This is a genomic window from Micromonospora sp. NPDC023966, from assembly GCF_040639095.1.
Lineage (GTDB): Bacteria > Actinomycetota > Actinomycetes > Mycobacteriales > Micromonosporaceae > Micromonospora.
Window position 1 is genome coordinate 1 of record NZ_JBEZZJ010000040.1, and the last position, 18,281, is coordinate 18,281.

General features: G+C 72.5%; 15 protein-coding genes. 9 read left to right on the plus strand and 6 right to left on the minus strand.

Annotation, left to right across the window (positions count from 1 at the left end; all coding sequences use genetic code 11):
- Positions 1–92: 92 nt before the first annotated feature.
- The 4 genes from AB0F68_RS30640 to AB0F68_RS30655 are packed head-to-tail and all read right to left on the minus strand — an operon-like array spanning position 93 to position 5,944.
- A complete protein-coding gene (locus AB0F68_RS30640; RefSeq protein WP_357344630.1) occupies positions 93–1,328 on the minus strand; it encodes an MFS transporter in 1,236 nt (411 codons plus the stop codon).
- Positions 1,329–1,367: 39 nt separating this feature from the next.
- Complete coding sequence (locus AB0F68_RS30645) at positions 1,368–1,949, minus strand: isochorismatase family protein (protein WP_357344532.1); 582 nt, start codon at positions 1,947–1,949, stop codon at positions 1,368–1,370.
- A gap of 13 nt (positions 1,950–1,962) precedes the next feature.
- The gene (locus AB0F68_RS30650; RefSeq protein ID WP_357344534.1) at positions 1,963–3,249 is read right to left on the minus strand and encodes a nicotinate phosphoribosyltransferase; all 1,287 of its coding nucleotides are present in this window, start codon (positions 3,247–3,249) and stop codon (positions 1,963–1,965) included.
- 16 nt (positions 3,250–3,265) lie between these two features.
- Complete coding sequence (locus AB0F68_RS30655; RefSeq protein WP_357344536.1) at positions 3,266–5,944, minus strand: LuxR C-terminal-related transcriptional regulator; 2,679 nt, start codon at positions 5,942–5,944, stop codon at positions 3,266–3,268.
- Positions 5,945–6,172: 228 nt separating this feature from the next.
- Here AB0F68_RS30655 and AB0F68_RS30660 point away from each other — a divergent pair, with 228 nt between their 5' ends.
- From AB0F68_RS30660 to AB0F68_RS30690, 7 genes are all read left to right on the plus strand, one after another.
- Positions 6,173–7,708 carry a hypothetical protein gene (locus tag AB0F68_RS30660; RefSeq protein WP_357344538.1) on the plus strand — a complete coding sequence of 512 codons (1,536 nt, stop codon included), beginning with the start codon at positions 6,173–6,175 and terminating at the stop codon, positions 7,706–7,708.
- A gap of 115 nt (positions 7,709–7,823) precedes the next feature.
- On the plus strand, positions 7,824–8,114 hold the full coding sequence (gene clpS, locus AB0F68_RS30665; RefSeq protein WP_091269570.1) for an ATP-dependent Clp protease adapter ClpS: 291 nt from the start codon (positions 7,824–7,826) through the stop codon (positions 8,112–8,114).
- A complete protein-coding gene (locus tag AB0F68_RS30670) occupies positions 8,111–8,614 on the plus strand; it encodes a DUF2017 domain-containing protein (RefSeq protein ID WP_357344540.1) in 504 nt (167 codons plus the stop codon). The genes clpS and AB0F68_RS30670 overlap by 4 nt, the downstream gene beginning before the upstream one ends.
- Positions 8,615–8,669: 55 nt before the next feature.
- Complete coding sequence (locus tag AB0F68_RS30675; protein WP_357344542.1) at positions 8,670–9,155, plus strand: M67 family metallopeptidase; 486 nt, start codon at positions 8,670–8,672, stop codon at positions 9,153–9,155.
- A gap of 73 nt (positions 9,156–9,228) precedes the next feature.
- Positions 9,229–9,594, plus strand: a complete 366-nt coding sequence (locus tag AB0F68_RS30680) for a MoaD family protein (RefSeq protein ID WP_357344545.1) — start codon at positions 9,229–9,231, stop codon at positions 9,592–9,594.
- Positions 9,595–9,608: 14 nt separating this feature from the next.
- Positions 9,609–10,574, plus strand: coding sequence for a pyridoxal-phosphate dependent enzyme (locus AB0F68_RS30685; RefSeq protein WP_357344547.1), 966 nt, complete (start codon positions 9,609–9,611; stop codon positions 10,572–10,574).
- Between the two features lie 225 nt (positions 10,575–10,799).
- The gene (locus AB0F68_RS30690; protein ID WP_357344548.1) at positions 10,800–11,546 is read left to right on the plus strand and encodes an MBL fold metallo-hydrolase; all 747 of its coding nucleotides are present in this window, start codon (positions 10,800–10,802) and stop codon (positions 11,544–11,546) included.
- Positions 11,547–11,670: 124 nt separating this feature from the next.
- Here AB0F68_RS30690 and AB0F68_RS30695 read toward each other — a convergent pair whose 3' ends face one another.
- Positions 11,671–14,502 carry a M36 family metallopeptidase gene (locus AB0F68_RS30695; protein WP_357344550.1) on the minus strand — a complete coding sequence of 944 codons (2,832 nt, stop codon included), beginning with the start codon at positions 14,500–14,502 and terminating at the stop codon, positions 11,671–11,673.
- A 349-nt stretch (positions 14,503–14,851) separates the two neighbouring features.
- On the opposite strand from AB0F68_RS30695, the gene AB0F68_RS30700 reads away from it, so the two are divergent.
- Entirely contained in the window at positions 14,852–16,621 is a 1,770-nt protein-coding gene (locus tag AB0F68_RS30700) for a hypothetical protein (RefSeq protein WP_357344552.1), read from the plus strand.
- A gap of 72 nt (positions 16,622–16,693) precedes the next feature.
- Here the strand turns inward: AB0F68_RS30700 and AB0F68_RS30705 are convergent, their stop codons facing one another.
- On the minus strand, positions 16,694–17,371 hold the full coding sequence (locus tag AB0F68_RS30705; protein WP_357344554.1) for a DUF305 domain-containing protein: 678 nt from the start codon (positions 17,369–17,371) through the stop codon (positions 16,694–16,696).
- Positions 17,372–17,523: 152 nt separating this feature from the next.
- Here AB0F68_RS30705 and rph point away from each other — a divergent pair, with 152 nt between their 5' ends.
- Positions 17,524–18,249 carry a ribonuclease PH gene (rph, locus tag AB0F68_RS30710; RefSeq protein WP_357344556.1) on the plus strand — a complete coding sequence of 242 codons (726 nt, stop codon included), beginning with the start codon at positions 17,524–17,526 and terminating at the stop codon, positions 18,247–18,249.
- Positions 18,250–18,281: the final 32 nt, after the last annotated feature.

Below are 18,281 nucleotides of genomic sequence, written 5' to 3' on the forward strand. Positions count from 1 at the left end.
CATCCGCACCGAGCGGCAGCCCTCGGTGCCGGCGAGGATCGAGCGCGCCGCCGACCCGGCGGCGGGTCGGCGCGGCGGCCCGGCGGTGCGGGTCAGGGGGTGGCGGGGGCCAGTTCGGGTTGCGGGGTCGGGGTCGGTTCGCGGCGGTGGCGGAGTTCGATCGGCAGGACGGCCAGGGCGACCAGCACCCCGATCGCGCCGGTGACCGCGAACCCCCAGGCCGGCGCCGAGGCGTCGATCACCGCGCCGGCCAGCGGCGCGCCGAGCGCGATGCCGACGGTGACGGCCGAGCCGTGCAGGCCCATGGCCTCGCCGCGTACGCCGGCCGGGGCGAGCCGGCTCACCGCGTCCGAGGTCGAGGCGATGGAGGGCGCGCAGAGGGCGCCGGCCGGGACGAGCGCCAGGCAGAGCAGCCACCAGTGCGCCCCGCCCAGCCCGACCGGAATGGTGGTCACGCTCAGCGCCGCCACGAGGGCCAGCGGGGAGAGCGAGCGGGTGACCGCCCCGTACGCGAAGCCACCCACCAGCGAGGCGACCGCCCACGCGGCCAGGACGGCGCCGGTCCAGCCGACCTCGCCGCCCTCGCGCAGCACGGCGACCACCGCGACGTCGGTGCCGCCGAGCACCAGGGTGGCGGCCAGGCTGACCGCCAGCACGGCGAGCAGCCGGGGGGTCAGCCACTCGCGGCGGGGCACCTTGCGGGCCGGACCCGCCGGCTCGTCGGCGGCGCGGGTGGGCGGGTCGAGCAGCCAGAAGCAGATGCCCGAGGCGACGATCCCGGCGCCGACCGCCCACATGGTGAGCCGGGGCGACACGGCGGCGGCCATGGCCACGGCCAGCGCGGGGCCGACCATGAACGACAGCTCCACCGACATCGAGTCGAGGGCGTACGCGGGGCGGCGCCGCTCGGCCGGCACCAGCGCGGCGACCGACTGGCGGACCACCGAGAAGACCGGCAGGGCGAACAGGCCGGCCAGGAACGCGGTGGGCAGCAGCACGGGGTACGACAGGGTCGGCGCGCTGGCCCAGAAGACGCCCTCGGCGACCGTGGTGATCAGCAGCACCGGGCGCAGCCCGCGCCGGTCGACCAGCCGGCCCAGCAGCGGGGAGCCGAGCGCGGCGCCGATGGTGGACGCGGCGCCGACCAGCCCGGCGGCGCCGTAGCCGCGACCGAGGTCGAGCACGACGTGGAAGGTGAGCGTCACGCCGGTCGCGGTGAGCGGGATGCGCGCCAGCACCGAGATCAGCAGCAACGATCGGAGACCGGGCAGGGCGAGTGCCTCCCGGTAAGGCTTCAGGTTCACGACGGTCCGTACCTCCGGCGCAATCCTGGGCCGGGGGTACGACAGTCGCAACCGATTACCTGCTCAAGCGGCCCTGATCACAGGTTCGCCGACCATGCCGACCCCGGCGCCGTCCAACGCCCGCAGCGCCATGTCCAGCGTGTCGGGCGCGACGGCGGCGGTCAGGTCCAGCAGCACGGTGGTGCGGAAGCCCTCCCGGACGGCGTCCAGCGCGGTGGCCCGGACGCAGTGGTCGGTGGCGATGCCGACCACGTCGACCCGGTCGACGTCGCGCCGGCGCAGCCAGTCGGCCAGGCACTCGCCGTCGTCCGCGTGCCCCTCGAAACCGGAGTACGCGGCCGCGTGCTCGCCCTTGTGGAAGATCGCCTCCACCCGGCCGGTCTCGAGGTCGGGGTGGAACTCGGAACCGGGGGTGCCCACCACGCAGTGCCGGGGCCAGGAGTCGACGTAGTCCGGCGGATCGCCGAAGTGCGCGCCCGGGTCGATGTGGTAGTCCTTCGTCGCGACCACGTGGTCCCAGCGCTCCGGCTCGCTGGCGAGCAGCCGGGAGATGCCGGCGGCGACGCCCGCCCCGCCGTTCACCGCGAGGGAGCCGCCCTCGCAGAAGTCGTTCTGCACGTCCACGATGATCAAGGCGTTGGCCATCGGATCGGTCCTCTCAGCTCGCGGGTACGACGGTCACCGGGACGGCCGGGTCGCCGCCGGAGAGCTTGAGCCCCTCCCAGGGGATGGAGATCAGGCACTGCCGCAGGTGCTCCCGGGACTCGTCGAGGGTGGGCAGTGCGACCGGCTCGCCCTCGACGATGAACGAGCGCTGGAGCAGCCGGTCGTTGGGCTGCCGGTCCGGCACGCCCTGCGGCACGATGATCTCCTCGGTGGCGGTGCCGGTCGGCTTGTGCCGGCGGACGGCCACCTTCCGGCCGCCGATGGTGGCCTTGTGCTCGGAGCGCTTGACCACCGGGCGCCCGTCCACCTCGACCAGCTTGTAGACCAGGCCGGCGGTGGGGGCGCCCGAGCCGGTCACCACGGCGGTGCCCGCGCCGTACATGTCGACCGGCTCGGCGGCGAGCGAGGCGATGGCGTACTCGTCGAGGTCGCCGGAGACGATGATCTTCGTCTCGGTGGCCCCGAGCGAGTCGAGCAGTTCGCGGGACTGCTGGGCGATCACCGCGAGGTCGCCCGAGTCGATCCGGACCGCGCGCAGCTCCGGCCCGGCCACCGCGATGGCATTGCGGATGCCCTGGCTGATGTCGTAGGTGTCGACCAGCAGCGTGGTGTCCTTGCCCAGCGTGGCGACCTGCGAGGCGAACGCCGCCTGCTCGTCGTCGTGCAGCAGGGTGAAGGCGTGCGCGGCGGTGCCGGCGGTGGGAATGCCGTAGCGCTGGCCGGCCGCCAGGTTGGAGGTGAACCGGAACCCGGCCAGGTACGCGGCCCGGGCGGCGGCCACCGCGGCCCCCTCGTGCGCCCGGCGGGAGCCCATCTCGATCAGCGCCCGGCCGCGGGCGGCGGTGACCATCCGGGCCGCCGCGGCGGCCACCGCGCAGTCGTGGTTGAGCACCGACAGCGCCAGCGTCTCCAGCACCACGCACTCGGCGAAGGTGCCGGAGACGGTGAGGATCGGGGAGCCGGGGAAGAACAGCTCGCCCTCGGCGTACCCGTCGACGTCGCCGGTGAAGCGGTAGTCGGCCAGCCACTGGGCGGCCCGGTCGTCCACCACGCCGGTGCGGCGCAGGAACTCGACCTCGTCGGGGTCGAACCGGAAGTCGCGGATCAGCTCGACCAGCCGGGCCGTCCCGGCGACCACGCCGTAGCGGCGGCCCGCCGGCAGCCGCCGGCTGAACACCTCGAAGACGCAGCGACGGTCGGCCGTGCCGTCCCGCAGCGCGGCGCTGACCATGGTCAGCTCGTAGTGGTCGGTCAGCAACGCGGGGCGAAGGGTGCTCACCGCCCCAGCCTAGAGTTCAGGCCGGATCCGTGCCGTCGTGGCCCGGCATCGACCGCAACGCGGCCCGCAGCTCCGTCCGGCCGGCCACTCCGAGCTTGCTGTAGACCCGCTGGAGGTGGTTCTCCACCGTGCGGGTGGAGAGGAAGAGCCGCTCGGCAATGGTGCGGCTGGTAACCCCGTCGGCGGCGAGCCGGGCGATCTCCCACTCGCGTTCGCTCAGCGTCGGGCGGAGCAGCCGCAGCGCCGGCGTGGACACCTCGTCGCACCGGCGGAGCAGGTCGGCGAGGCGCTCCCGGGCGGGGCCGGTGGCGCCGGCCCGGCTGCGACCCATCCGGTGCAGCGCCATCGCGGTCGCCTCGGCGGCGTAGACGATCAGCTCCCGGGCGGCGAAGCCGTCGGCCACGGCCAGCAGCTCGTCGGGGCTGTCGTCGACGCTCGCGCGGGCGTATCGGGCGACCAGCGGCGGCAGCACCCCGTCGACCTGCTCGGAGAGCTCGGCCAGGCGCTGCGCCACGGTCCGCCGGCCGCCATCGCCGCAGGTCGGCCCGATCGCCGAGGCGGCCTGGTCGAACCGGACCAGGTCGAGCAGCACGAGCAGCTCGTGCCCGGCCAGGCCGTCCTCGCGCAGCCGGTCGGCGAGCGCGCAGAGGTGCTTGGTGGCCGCCGGCAGGTCGCCCGCGGCCGCGTGCACCGCGCCCCGGGCCTGCTCCAGCCAGGGATAGAGCACCGCCATCCCGGGCGCGTGGGTCCGGTCCGCCTCGGCCATCGCCTCCGCCGCGTGCGTCGCGTCGCCGCGCAGCGCCGCCGCCTGCGCCCGCTCGGCGTGCGCCAGCCCGGCGTAGACCCGGCTGGTGGCGAGTACGGCGCAAGCGCCCAGGCTGGTCTTCAGCGCCTCGTCGCCGCGGCCGCGCAGCCGCGCCGCGTACGCCTGGAGGATGGCCAGGTAGCCGGTGCCGAGCCGGAAATCACCGGCGCCGGCCAGGTCGGCGAACTCGTCGGCGACGATCGCGTCGATGCCGGTCAGATCGCCGGAGAGGGCCAGCCGGGTGCCCCGGGCCAGCTCCATGGCGAGCTGGAGGTAGGGCATGTCGGCCCGCCACCACGCCGCCTCGGCCTGCACCCGGGCGATGGCAGTGGCGCTGCGCCGGTACTGGCCCTGGGCGGCCTGGAGATGCGCGAGGGTGCAGCGGGCCAGCTCGCGCGCGGCCATCGGGGCGGCCGGCCGGTCCAGCACCGCCTGGGCCAGCCGGACCGCCGTGTCGGTGTCCAGCCGGTGCAGCCGCATGATCGCCTCGAAGGCGCGGACCCGGGCCCGGTCGGCGGCGTCGGTCAGCTCGGCGCCGCGCGCGGCGATCTCCTCCACCGTGGACTCGCGGCTGAGCCCCCAGTAGCTGACCATGCCGCGGGCCGTCAGCCAACGGCCGCGCCGCCGGTCGTCCTCGATCGCCCCGGCCACCTGGTCAAGGACCGCGATCGCCTCCTCCGGCCGGTCGCCGAACATGAGGATGGTGGCGAGCAGTTCCGCCGCGTCCGGGCCGCCCTCACCCTCCAGCGCGGCCCGGGCCAGCCGGGTGGCCAGCGGCACGTCGTAGCGGCCGAAGGCCTGGGCGGCCGCGTCGAGCAGCAGGGCGGGATCCTGCGCCGTACCCGAGTCGAGCCGCCACACCGCGACCCGCAGCAGGTCGTCGCGGCGTCGCTTGCCGACCCGTTCCAGCAGCCCGGCCAGGGTGGCCTGAAGCCGGCGGGTGCGGCTGACCGGGCACTGCCGGCGCATCACCTCGCCGTAGAGCGGGTGGGCGAGGCGGACGTTCAGCCGCCGGTCGTCGCGCACCATGGAGATCAGGCCGCGCTCCTCGGCGACCTCCACGTCGGCCGGGTCGACCGCCTGCTCCAGCAGGTGCAGGCCGAGCGGCTCGCCGAACGCCACCAGCTCGACCACCGCCCGTACGCCGGGCGTGAGTTGGCCGATCCGGGTGTCGATCAGGTCGGTGAGGCTGGGCGCCAGCTCCAGCCGGCCGGTCCACTTCCAGATGCCGTACGTCCGGCTCAGCTCGTCGCCGCCGGAGGCGGCCAGCACCAGTTCGCGCAGCAGCAGCGGGTTGCCGGCGGAGAGCCGGAACAGCCGCTCGGAGGAGCCGGCGTCGACCGGCCCGCCGAGGATCGCGGCGAGCAGCCCGCTGGTCTCGCTCGGGCCGAGCGGCCCCAGCTCGACGAGGTCGACCAGGTCGTCGGTCCACAGGGCCCGGATCGGCAGGGGGATCTGCTCGCCGTTGCGCAGGGTGCCGAGCACCGTCGCGTTCTCCGAGCGGGCGATGAGGTGCACCAGCGCCGCCGACGGCGGGTCGAGCAGGTGCGCGTCGTCGATCGCCAGCACGATCGGCCGGCCCGCGGCCTGCTCCTGGAGCACGTCGACCGCCCAGCGCAGGACGCCGGCGGGGGAGAGGCCCTGCGGCTGGGCGGCCGGGAGCACCTGGACCAGACCGCCGAACGGCAGCGCGGCGGTGGTGGCGCTGGCCGCCACCGACCAGATCGCGTAGCGGTCGGTGGAGAGGGCGGCCACCCCCTCGCGCAGCAGGCGACTCTTGCCCACTCCGGCGCTGCCGCTGAAGAGCAGCCCGCGTCCCTCCGGACCGCCGACCGCCGACAACAGACGGTTGAGCTCATCCGTTCGGCCGACGAAGTCCCACCGACTCATCGGTGCAGCATATCGATGGTGTTCCGTCCGCGTGTACACCGTCACTCAGCGAAGTTGAGTAATCTGTCGATTACTCGTGAGTACTGGATGTGTTCGATGTCGGATCCGCGACAGTCGTACGCTTCCGACATCCCCCTGCGAACAGGGATTTCCATGCGACCGGACCGCAACCCGGTCGCCTCACCGGGAGGCCGCCTGTTGGACCCAGGTCCACTCCCCTCGGTCGACGTGCCCGAACCGGGCGGGCTGGCCGAGCCGCCCCGCTGCGCCCCGCTGCCCACCCGGCTCGGCGTGACCGAGCCGGGGCCGGACGAGCCGCTGGGCGTCGTGGTCACCGGCCCGGCCGGCGCCGGCCGCCGGGAGGTGCTCGCCGGCCTGCTCGAGGTGGATCCCGGGATGCTCGCCGTGCCCGCCGGGAGTCACCTCCTCGTCCACCACGCCAAGGTGCCCACCCGGGCCGCCTACGTGCCGGGCTACCGCCAGCCGCACTCCTACGGCGCCGACCCGCTCGCCGCCGGTCCGGCGCTGGCCCGCCCGCCGCGCCGGGTGGAGCTGAGCCTCCCGGACCCGCTGCTGCGGCACTTCGCCGTGCTCGACACGCCGGACACCGGCACCCTCGGGGTGGCCGGCGGCCGGGTGCTGCTCGATGCGGCGGGCCGGGCGGGTGCCCTGCTCTTCGTCATCTCCGCCGACCAGGCGTTCAGCGCGGCCGAGCTGCACCTGCTGGCCGAGGTGGCGCGCACCAGGGTGGAGGTGTTCTTCGCCGTCACCCCCGGCGTGGCCGGCTGGGCGGCGCCGGCGGACGGCACGACGACGGAGGACACGGGGGCGTCCGGGTCGTCGGCCGGCCGATCCGGCCCGCCCGGCCCCGCCGCCCGCCGGTACGACCCGGTGGAGGTCTCGGTCGCCGCGCACCGGGCCGCGCTGCTGGCCGCGGTGCCCGCGCTCGCCCCGGCCCGCTGGTTCCCGGTCCGCCAGGGCGAGCACTCGGTGCTGCGCCGAGCGCTGGTCGGCTGGGCCGCCGACGAAGGGCTGCGCCGGGCCAGCTCCCGGCCGCCGGAGCCGCCGGGCGCGCACGGCCGGGTGCCCGTGGTGGCCGGCTCCGAGCCGGCCGACGTCACCGAGCGGATCGACCGCCAGGCCCGCTCCTGCGCCCAGCGGATCCGTCAGCACCTCGCCCTGGAGCTGGCCAACATCCACCTCCGGGTGGTGCAGGAGATCGTCTTCGGGGTCGGCTGCGCCGGCCTGCCGCAGCTGCTCGACCGCGAGATGGAGGCGCTGTCGCTGCTCGCCACCGCGCAGTGCGACGAGGCGGTCCGGGGCATCGTCGACGACGCGGCCGCCCGGGTCTTCGGCGCGCCGCTCGCCGAGGGGGTGCGCCGCCGGATCATGCATGCCGTCCGCTGGGGCCTGGCCGACCACCCGGACGGCCGTGAGGTGGACCGGGTGCTCCTGGTCACCAGCACGGCCGGAGTGGCCGGGCTGGCCGGCGCCGGCGCGCTCGACGCGCTGGCCGGCTATCCGGGCGCGGAGCGCGACGAGGCGCTCCCGCCCGTCGGGGTGGCGCTCAACGGCGGGTGCTGGCAGCACTGGCGGGCCCCAGGCAACGCCGACCCGAACGTCGCGCGCTCCTGGGCGCAGCGGGCGCTGCGCGAGGTGGAGCTGGAGCTGTCCCGCCAGGTGTCCCGTCGCTTCGAGGTGATCCGTCTCTCGCTGGGCGCGGTCCTCACCGATGCTGTCGACCACGGCATCCTGCTCGCCTGAGGTCGGGGCCGCCGCACGGCCGCCCGGGCCGACGTACGCGGCCCGGGCGGGTGATGCCGACCGCCGCGCCGTTCCGGTTCCTCGGTTCCCCGGATCCGGTGGCACGATGGGGGGCATGGCGGCTCCACAGGTTGCGCCGGTCGAGACGCCGGACACCGAAGAGGTGCCGGTCTCCGACCGGCCATGGGTGACCATCGTCTGGGACGATCCGGTCAACCTCATGACGTATGTGACCTGGGTGTTCCAGAAGCTCTTCGGATACAGCCGGGAGAAGGCCGAGCAGCTCATGCTGGACGTGCACCACAAGGGCAAGGCGGTCGTCTCCAGCGGCGCCCGCGAGCGGATGGAGCACGACGCGTCGCAGCTGCACGCGTACGGCCTCTGGGCGACGGTGGACCGGTCATGAGCATGTTCCGTCGCCACGGCGACCGCTACGTGGCCACCTTCGCGGTGGACGAGGTCCGGGTGCTGCGCAAGGTCGCCTCCGAGGTGGTCGGGCTGCTCACCGACGGCTTCGACCATGGCGATCCGGTGGTCGGCCGGCTCTTCCCCGAGGTCTACCCGGATGACGTGGCTGGCAGCGCGGAGTTCCGCCGCTACACCGAGGGCGACCTCAAGACCGCCAAGATCGACCAGGCCGGGGCGATCCTGGCCGCGCTGCCCGACGGCGAGGCCGGCGGCGAGGTGCGGCTGGACGCGGAGGCGGCCGAGGCGTGGCTGCGCGCCTTGAACGACGCCCGGCTCGCCATGGGCGTCCGGCTGGAGATCAAGGACGGCACCGACCTGGGCGAGGAGCTGGACGACGCGGTCGCCGAGGACCCCACCTCGTCGCGGGCGTTCCAACTGTCGGTCTACGCGTACCTGGGCTATCTCCAGGAATCCCTGCTCAACGCCCTGATCGACTGAGTCGTGACGGTCGCCACCTCGCGGCCCGGGACGGCCAGGCGCTAGGCTGGGCGGCGTGCTGAGCATCGACCGGTCGATCATCGACGCGATCGTCGCCCACGCGCGTCGGGACCACCCGGACGAGGCGTGCGGCGTGGTCGCCGGTCCCGCCGGCAGCGACACCCCGACCCGGCACATCCCGATGGACAACGCCGCCCGCTCCATGACCTTCTACGAGTTCGACTCGATGGAGCAGTTGCGGGTGTGGCGGGAGATGGACGACCGCGACGAGGAGCCGGTCGTCATCTACCACTCGCACACCGCGACGGAGGCCTACCCGTCCCGCACGGACGTGTCCTTCGCCGGTGAGCCGGGAGCGCACTACCTGCTCGTCTCGACCCGTGAGCCCGACACCGAAGAGATCCGCTCCTTCCGGATCGTCGACGGCGTGGTCACCGAGGAGCCGGTCGAGATCGTGGCCGCCGTGGACCCGCACGCCGTCCAGTCCTACATGTTCGGGCAGAGCCCGGCGACGGTCGACTACGAGTGTTCCGGCCGCTGACCTTCCAGCGCCGGCACACCCTTTCTTCCTCCCGTCACCTGGCACACCACCCGAACAAGGAGCACGAGATATCATGGCCATCGAGGTTCGCATCCCCACCATCCTGCGCAGCTACACCGGCGGCGCGAAGGTCGTCGAGGGCAGCGGCGACACCCTGGGCGACCTGCTCGCCGACCTGGACTCCCGGCACGCCGGCCTGCGGGCCCGGCTGGTCACCGACGCCGGCGCGCTGCACCGGTTCGTCAACGTCTACGTCAACGACGAGGACGTCCGCTTCCTCGGCGCGCTCGACGCCAAGCTCAACGACGGCGACAGCGTCACCATCCTGCCGGCCGTGGCCGGTGGCGCCTTCGGCTTCGCCGCGGCAGCCGCGATCGCGCAGCACAGCGCGGCGACGGCCGCGCTCGCCGGTCACCGCGCGGCCGTCGCCGCCCGCTGAGGGCGGTCGGCGGCATGGCACGGTACGACAGCCTGCTCGACGCCTGCGGCGGCACGCCCCTGGTCGGCCTGCCCCGGCTCTCGCCGACGGTGCCCGACGGGGCGCCGCCGGTGCGGCTCTGGGCGAAGCTGGAGGACCGGAACCCGACCGGCAGCATCAAGGACCGGGCGGCCCTGTTCATGGTCCGCGCGGCCGAGGAGTCCGGCCGGCTCCGCCCCGGTGACACCATCCTGGAGCCGACCAGCGGCAACACCGGCATCTCGCTGGCCATGGTGGCCAAGCTGCGCGGCTACCGGCTGGTCTGCGTGATGCCGGAGAACGTCTCCACCGAGCGGGTCCAGCTGCTCCGGATGTACGGCGCGGAGATCATCTTCTCGCCGGCCGCGGGCGGCTCGAACCAGGCCGTCGCCACCGCCAAGCAGATCGCCGCCGAGCACCCGGACTGGGTGATGCTCTTCCAGTACGGCAACGAGGCGAACGCCCGGGCGCACTACGAGACGACCGGGCCGGAGCTGCTGCACGACCTGCCGACCATCACGCACTTCGTGGCCGGCCTGGGCACCACCGGCACCTTGATGGGCACCGGGCGCTATCTGCGGGAGAAGGTCGACGGCATCCAGGTCGTCGCCGCCGAGCCCCGCTACGGCGAGCTGGTCTACGGCCTGCGCAACATCGACGAGGGCTACGTGCCCGAGTTGTACGACGCCACCGTGCTCTCCCGGCGCTTCTCGGTGGGCACCCGGGACGCGGTGCTGCGGACCCGGCAGCTCGTCGAGGTGGAGGGCATCTTCGCCGGCTTCTCCACCGGTGCGATCCTGCACGCCGCCCTCGCCGTGGCGCACGAGGCGGTCCGCGACGGCCGCCGCGCCGACGTCGCCTTCGTGGTCTGCGACGGCGGCTGGAAGTACCTGTCGACCGGGGCGTACGGCGGCACCCTGGCGGACGCCGAGGACGCCCTCGAGGGGCAGCTCTGGGCCTGACGGCTGGCTGGTCGGTTCGGTCCGCGCCGGGCGCGGACCGAACCGACCGTAACCGTCCGGGGCCGGACGCGTGCGGGTGTCACGTTGATGACAACTTCCGGCAGATGATTCTTGCCCGACCGGGCCGACGCGTAGGCTGCGCAGCGTGGCGACCGCGTCGGTAGAGATCATCGGCGGAGCGACCGCCGGCGTCTCGACTACCGAACGTGAGATCGAGGCGACCGGATGCGACTGACCGTCCTCGGCTGCGCGGGCAGTTTTCCCGGGCCCGAGTCTCCCTGCTCCGCCTACCTCCTGGAGGCCGACGGGTTCCGGCTGCTGATCGACTTCGGCTCGGGATCGCTCTCCACCCTCCAGCGCTACGTCGGGCTGCACGCCCCCGACGCCATCCTCCTCACCCACCTGCACTGCGACCACATGCTCGACGCGGTGTCCTACGTGGTCGTGCGCCGGTACGCCCCGGACGGCCCGTACCCGCCCCTGCCGATGTACGCCCCCTCCGGCGCGCCGGACCGGCTGGCCACCGCCTACGGGCAGGAGGAGAGCACGGTCGAGGACGTCTACCAGTTCTACGGCCTCCAGCCGGGCACCTTTCCGATCGGGCCGTTCACCGTCACCGTCGACCGGATGAACCACCCGGTCGAGACGTACGGGGTGCGGCTGGAGCACGGCGACCGGGTGTTCTGCTACTCCGCCGACACCGCGCCGTGCGACGCGCTGCTTCGGCTGGCCCAGGGCGCCGACCTGTTCCTCTGCGAGGCCAGCTACCTCGACGGGGTGGAGAACCCCCCGGACCTGCATCTGACCGGCCGGGAGGCCGGCGAGGCGGCCACCAAGGCGGGGGTGGGTCGGCTGCTGCTCACCCACCTCGTCCCCGCCTGGGGCAGCGAGTCGCACACCGTGGAGTCGGCGGCCGGGGCGTACGCCGGGCCGCTCGAGGTGGTCCGCGCCGGCGCCTCCTACGAGGTCTGACCACGACGGCGGCAGCCGCCTCGCCGCGTTGTCTGCCGGGACGTTTCCAGCCGCGTGCGGACCTGTCCGGAGCACGCCGGAGGGAGCGTCCCTGGCCGGGACGCCCCCCCGGGTGGTGGCGGTGCTACGACTCGGCGATGAACTTGATGTAGGTGCGGTACTGAAATCCGTTGTCCAGGGTCAGCACGAATTCGCGGCAGGTGCCGGCCCAGGCCGGGTCGGTCTTCCACGGGTAGTTGTACTGGCCGTTGGCGTTGGCCGACAGGCTTGAACCGCCGGGGTTGCGTGCCGCGACCGGGGTGGGTCGCGGGGTGATCGCGCCGTCGGGGCCGACGGTCCTGAGGGTGTCGCAGTCGACCAGCCGGGAGTACGGCGAGCCGCTGGCGAGGATGTTCAGACCGCGGTTGCTGGCGAGCTGGAACTTCATCGGCGCGGCGTCACCGGCGACGACCGTGTTGAGGGACGGCTGGGCCGAGCGGCCGACGAAGTCGCCCCGGCAGGACGGGTGGGTGTCGAACGCCTCGGTGTTGTCGTCGCGGGCCGTGGTGCCCTGCACCGCGCTGTAGCCGAGACCCCGGCGGGCGAACGAACCCCAGATGATGCAGGCGTTCTCACCGCCGGTCAGCGCCGCGTCGGCGGCGATGATGGCGTTGCGGCCGGTGACGAAGCCGGGGCCGCAGCCCTGCATCTTGAGCCCGTCGGTGACGAGCTGGAGGGCCAGGTTGTTGCCGCCGGTGTTCCACGGGTCGTAGACGTTTGGGTTGAACCCGTGCCGGTCGATCAGGTTCCAGGTCATGTCCCACAGGACCGACGCCCACGCGTGCCCGATGCCGTGCGGCAACGCCAGGGACGTCCCGTTGAACCAGCCGCCGGTCTTGATCCCGTCGTAGGTGAAGGGCTGGATCTCCATGTTCCGGGAGTACGGCCGCGGCCGGATGCCGCCGCCGTGCCGGTCGTCCTGGAACAGCACGTACGGGCCCATGCCGCGCTGACCGTCGGCCGTGTCGAACGTCGGGTCGAGCAGCGTGGTGACCGCCATGAAGTCACTCCAGCCCTCGCCCATCTGCTCGTTGCCGGTCAGGCAGTTGACCGTCGGGCCGCCGGTGAGCCGGTTGGAGATGCCGTGCGTGTACTCGTGGATGATGACTCCGGCGTCGAGGTCACCGTCGCGGATGCCCGGGTGGTTCGGGTGCTTGCGTACCGACCCGGTGGCATCGCCCGCTGCGATGGCGGCCTTGATGGCGTTGCCGTCGGCCTGGGTCACGGCGACGGCCGGGATGGTGACCGGCGCGGACGTCATGAGGCCGGTCAGCACCGGGGCGCTACTGGTGGCGTTGTGGGCGACCACCAGCGCCCTGGCGCCGAGCGACTGGGCGACCTGGGCCCGCTGCAGGTAGGTGCAGGCCGCGGTGCCGCCGTCGACCACGCTGATCCACCCGCCCGACGGGAGGGTGGCGGGGTAGGTCGCGGTGGTGCAGCCGGTGCCACCGTACTCGAAGCGGTGTCCGGGCAGGCCGGCCACGGTCGGGGCCGGCGTGAACCGCGACCAGGACGCGTCGAACGAGCCGACGCCGTCCACGACGACCTGGTTCGGGCTACCGAACTGGGTGCCCGGCCACAGGTACATCTGCATGCGCGGCGCACCGACGCCGTCCACCGCCGGGGTGGAGAAGTTGGCGTTGTTGGTGCCGCGGCCGTCGGCTGCCTCCGCCCGGACGTAGTCGCCGCCCGCGCCGAACCGGCCGTAGTTGTTCGACTGGAAGTTCCCCGACGCCTCGTCGAAGCCGTACTGGTAGCTGACGTCGTGGATGATGTTGTTCCAGTAGAACAGGTTGTCGGTCGCGGCGTCCCGGTAGTTCTGGGCGTGCTCGCCGAGGTCGAGCGGGTGGTCGAAGGTCAGGCTCGCGCCGCCGTCCGGGCTGCTGCCGAAGTCGGGAGCGTTGTTGTCGTCCTCGTCGTGGTAGGCGTGGACGTTGTTGCCCTGGGTGGTGGTGTGCTCGGCCCCCGCGGCGCCGTCGACGTCGTGCCAGCCGTTCGGCGAGGCGGTCCCGTCGGCCGGGTTGGTCACCAGGGTCCGCGGCGCGTCGTTCGGGCTCTCGGCGGGGCCGGCGAAGACCCGGTAGCTCGAGCCGTCCTGCACGGGGTTGCGCGACCCGAAGGCCGCGCTGTTCAGCGTCGTCGAGCGTCCCGGCGCGCTGCGGTCCAGGTTGTCGGCGACCTCCTTGACGTCCTCGTGGATCGTCCAGTCGTCGGCTTTGAGCAGCTTGCCGCTCTGAGCGTCGACGGCCGCGTTCCACAGGTGGGTGTCGGTGGAGTCGTCGATGACGAGTTGCCAGGCCAGGCGAAGCCCGTCGGCGGTGGGCTGCCAGCCGAGCTTGGCGGGGATGGGCTGGTCGGAGATGCCGGCGCCGGAGACGATGGTGCGCTGGGCGGCGCCGCTGCTGCGGCTCGTCACCTTCGGGTTGGCCGGGTCGGGCAGATCCAGGGCGTCCGCGGCGGCGTGCACCGCCTCGACCGCGTCGAGCGTGGCGGTGCCGGAGGCGTTGTCGGCCAGCCCGGGGACCAGGGTGTCGCCGACGAACACGACGCTGCCGTCGCGGGCGATGTTGACGGTGGCGGTGGCTCCGAAGACCTCGAGGTCCTTGTAGCGCTGGGCCAGGTTGACGTGGGTGACGCCGTTGTGGCGGCTGGTGTAGCTGGAAGCCACCGCGAGGTCGGCCAGGTCGGTGACGCGTACCCCGTGGTCGGCGGGATGCGCGCGCAGGTAGGACGTGGCGATCTCGTTCGGTGTGCCCTGGTTGGGGCCGGTGAGGAAGGTCGGGTTCGCCTGGGCGGCCTCGTCGGGCTCCGCCGAGGCGGGCTGCGCGGTCAACGTCGTCATGGACGCGACCAGGGTCGTGGACAGCAGCAACGCGGCGTTGCGGCGACCACGGGATGGGCGTGAGGGCAGGGGCACCGCTGCTCCTTTCGACGGTCGGAGAAGACAGCGTCAAGCGCCGATCCGCCGACGCAGGCAGTCACGTTCGGTGGTCAAGCCTGTGCGGGGCGAATTGCATCGACGCTACGGGCCGGCTCATCGGCGGATCATCCGACGAGTGGCGAAAGATTGGCCCCCCAGGTTCGACGCATGTCGTGACCTGCGGATCACGAGAAGATAAACGCGAAAAATTTGCCTTCGCAAATATGTACATATCACGCTTCGGCTTCTTGACCTGCGGCTGAGCGTCGGTACGGTCCTTACTCACACGACGCGCCGTGCCTGCTATGTGGACGTTGCGTCAGGTCCTTCGAGCGGAAGGCATCGCATGACCCACCACCTCAGTCCAAGGTCACGTAGAGGCCGGCAAGCACTCGGCCTCATCGCCGCCGGCGTACTCCTGGCCGGCGCGCTGCCGGGCACGGCCTCGGCGGCGGAGCCCGATCCGCGAATCGGACTCGGCGCTGGCTGGCTCGACGCGCAGTCGGCGATCAGCAACCTCGAGCAGGTCGCGCACCGCGACAAGCCCGCGGGCATGGTCGACCCGGCGAACCCCGGCAACGGCGGGTTCTACAACTCGGACTTCGCCTTCGGCGGCACGTACGCGTTCACGGGCAACTACAACGGGTTCAACATTTTCGACGTCTCCAAGCCCAGCGACCCGCAGCTGGTCACGAGCGTCGTGTGCCCGGGTGGGCAGGGTGACATCTCGGTCCACGACAACCTGCTCTTCATGTCGGTCGAGGAGACCCGCGGGCGGGTCGACTGCGGCACGAACCCCAGCGTCGGCACCCGGTTCCAGGGCGTTCGGGTCTTCGACATCAGCGACGTGCGCAACCCGGTGCAGGTCGCGGCGGTTCAGCTGTGCCGTGGCTCGCACACGCACACCGTGGTGACCGACCCCAAGGACGCGAACAACGTCTACGTCTACGTCTCCGGCACCACCTCGGTGCGCCCGGCCACGACGATGGCCGGTTGCAACAACAACCCCGCGAACGGCGAGGACCCGTCGCGGTGGCGGATCGACGTCATCAAGGTGCCGGTGGCGGCCCCTGAGCAGGCCGCCGTGGTGAACCAGCCGCGGCTGTTCACCGACCCGGAGACCGGCCGGATCGACGGCCTGCAGAACGGGCCGCAGACGCCCCGGCACCCGTCCGGGTCGAACTGGTCGCCCACGCCGAACACCAACGCCTGCCACGACATCACCGCCTATCCGCAGATCGGGCTGGCCGCCGGTGCCTGCCAGGGCAACGGCATCCTGATCGACATCTCGGATCCGGCCAACCCGGTCCGGATCGACGAGGTGTCCGACCCGAACTTCGCGTACTGGCACTCGGCGACGTTCAACAACGACGGCACCAAGGTGATCTTCACCGACGAGTGGGGCGGGGGTAGCGGTGCTCGCTGCCGTGACACCGACCAGCCGGAGTGGGGCGCTAACGCCATCTTCGACATCGTCGACCGGAAGATGGAGTTCGCCAGTTACTACAAGCTGCCGGTTCCGCAGACGCTGCAGGAGAACTGCGTGGCGCACAACGGTTCGCTGATCCCGGTGCCCGGCCGCGACATCATGATGCAGGCCTGGTACCAGGGCGGAATCTCGGTGTTCGACTTCACCGACTCGGCCCACCCGCAGGAGATCGCGTTCTTCGACCGCGGGGCGGTCAACGCGAACTCGCTCGTGCTCGGCGGATTCTGGTCGGCGTACTGGTACAACGGCAGCCTTTTCGGCAACGAGATCGCCCGCGGCTTCGACGTGTTCAAGCTGACCCCCAGTGAGCACCTGTCGAAGGCGGAGATCATGGCGGCCGAGGAGGTGCAGCTCGGCCAGTTCAACGCCCAGGGCCAGCCGGAGATCACCTGGACGCCGAGCTTCGCGGTGGCACGTGCGCACTACGACCAGCTCGTCCGCGCCAACACCATCGGCCACCCGCTGAAGTCCCAGGTCGACCAGTTCCTGCAGCGCGCCGAGCGGTTCTCCGCCAACGGCCAGCGGGACGCCGCGGTGTCCCAGCTGCAGGAGATCGCCGGCAAGCTGACCGCTTCTGAGCACCAGAAGCTGAAGCAGGCGATCCTGGACCTGCAGGCATCGCTCTGACCGGTTCCTGAACGAAGGGCACCTCGGCTCGAATCCGTCGAGTCGAGGTGCCCTTCGGCTTTGGTCCGGGTGTCAGCCCATCTTGGCCAGCATCTCCTGCATTCGCTGGATCTCGATGCTCTGGTCGGCGTTCACCTCACGGGCGAACTGGTCGGTCGCCGGCTCAAGGCCGCCACCCGAAGCGTAGAGCTCCTCCACCATGGTCAGCGCGCCCTGGTGGTGGCGGATCATGAAAGTGAGGAAGAGCCGGTCGAAGTCGCCGTTGCGGGCCTGCTTGAGCTGATCGAGCTGCTCGGCGGTGAGCATCCCCGGCATGAGCTCGTGCCCGGCATGGCCCGCGTTCGGGCCCGTGGTCGGCACGTTCCGCTCCGCGAGCCACCGCTGCATCCGAGTGATCTCGTCGCGCTGCGACACGTCGATCCGCTTGGCCAGCAGCGTCACGTCCGGGTTGGTGGTGCGGCCCGACAGCAGCGCGGTCATGTCCAGTGCCTGCGCGTGGTGCGGGATCATGCCCTGGATGAACAGGGTGTCGGCCGCCTTGAATCCGGGCGGCGAAACCTGGGTCAGGTCGTCACCCGACAGGGATCTGCCGGGTTGACCCGGCGCCCCCGGCTGCACGACGTGGCCGCTCGGCGGACGGTACGCGGGATCGTCACCGCTGGCCCAGACGGCGAAGCCCACCCCCGAACCGACGGCGACCATGGCAACAACGGCTGAAATGATCACGCGGCGCGACAGGGGCATATTCATGGACCTATCCGGTATTCGGCTGCGCAGATGTGAAGGTCATACTGCCGCATTCCCCCAAGCTGAGGGAAGCCATCCGAAGCCGTCAGCCCGGCGCGAGCGATCGTTGGGGCACCCCGGGGCGGTTCGATCACGGCACCGCATAAGGTGCAGGCATGGCGCGACCTGACGGGCGGCAGCCCGACCAACTCCGACCGGTGACCCTGACCCGGGGCTGGAGCACCCACCCGGAGGGCTCGGTGCTCGTCGAGTTCGGCGCGACCCGGGTGCTCTGCACGGCCAGCGTGACCGAGGGCGTTCCCCGCTGGCGCAAGGGCTCCGGGCTCGGCTGGGTGACCGCCGAGTACGCGATGCTGCCCCGGGCCACCAACACCCGCTCGGACCGGGAGAGCGTCAAGGGCCGGGTGGGCGGCCGGACCCACGAGATCTCCCGGCTCATCGGCCGCAGCCTGCGGGCCTGCGTCGACCTCAAGGCGCTCGGCGAGAACTCGGTGGTGCTCGACTGCGACGTGCTGCAGGCCGACGGCGGCACCCGGACGGCCGCCATCACGGGCGCGTACGTGGCGCTGCACGACGCCGTGACCTGGCTCGCCGAGCGAAAGGCCCTGGCGGGCAAGGTGGAGAAGGTGATGCACCGGTCGGTGGCGGCGGTCAGCGTCGGCATCATCGCCGGTGAGCCCCGACTGGACCTCTGCTACGAGGAGGACGTGGCGGCCGAGGTCGACATGAACGTGGTCTGCACCGGGACGGGTGACTTCGTCGAGGTGCAGGGGACGGGCGAGGCGGGCATCTTCGCCCGGGAGCAGTTGGACGCCCTGCTGGACCTGGGCGTGGCGGGCTGCCTGGAACTGGCCGACGCGCAGCGGAAGGCGCTGAACTGATGAACTGGCTGACGCGCAGCGGAAGGCGTTGA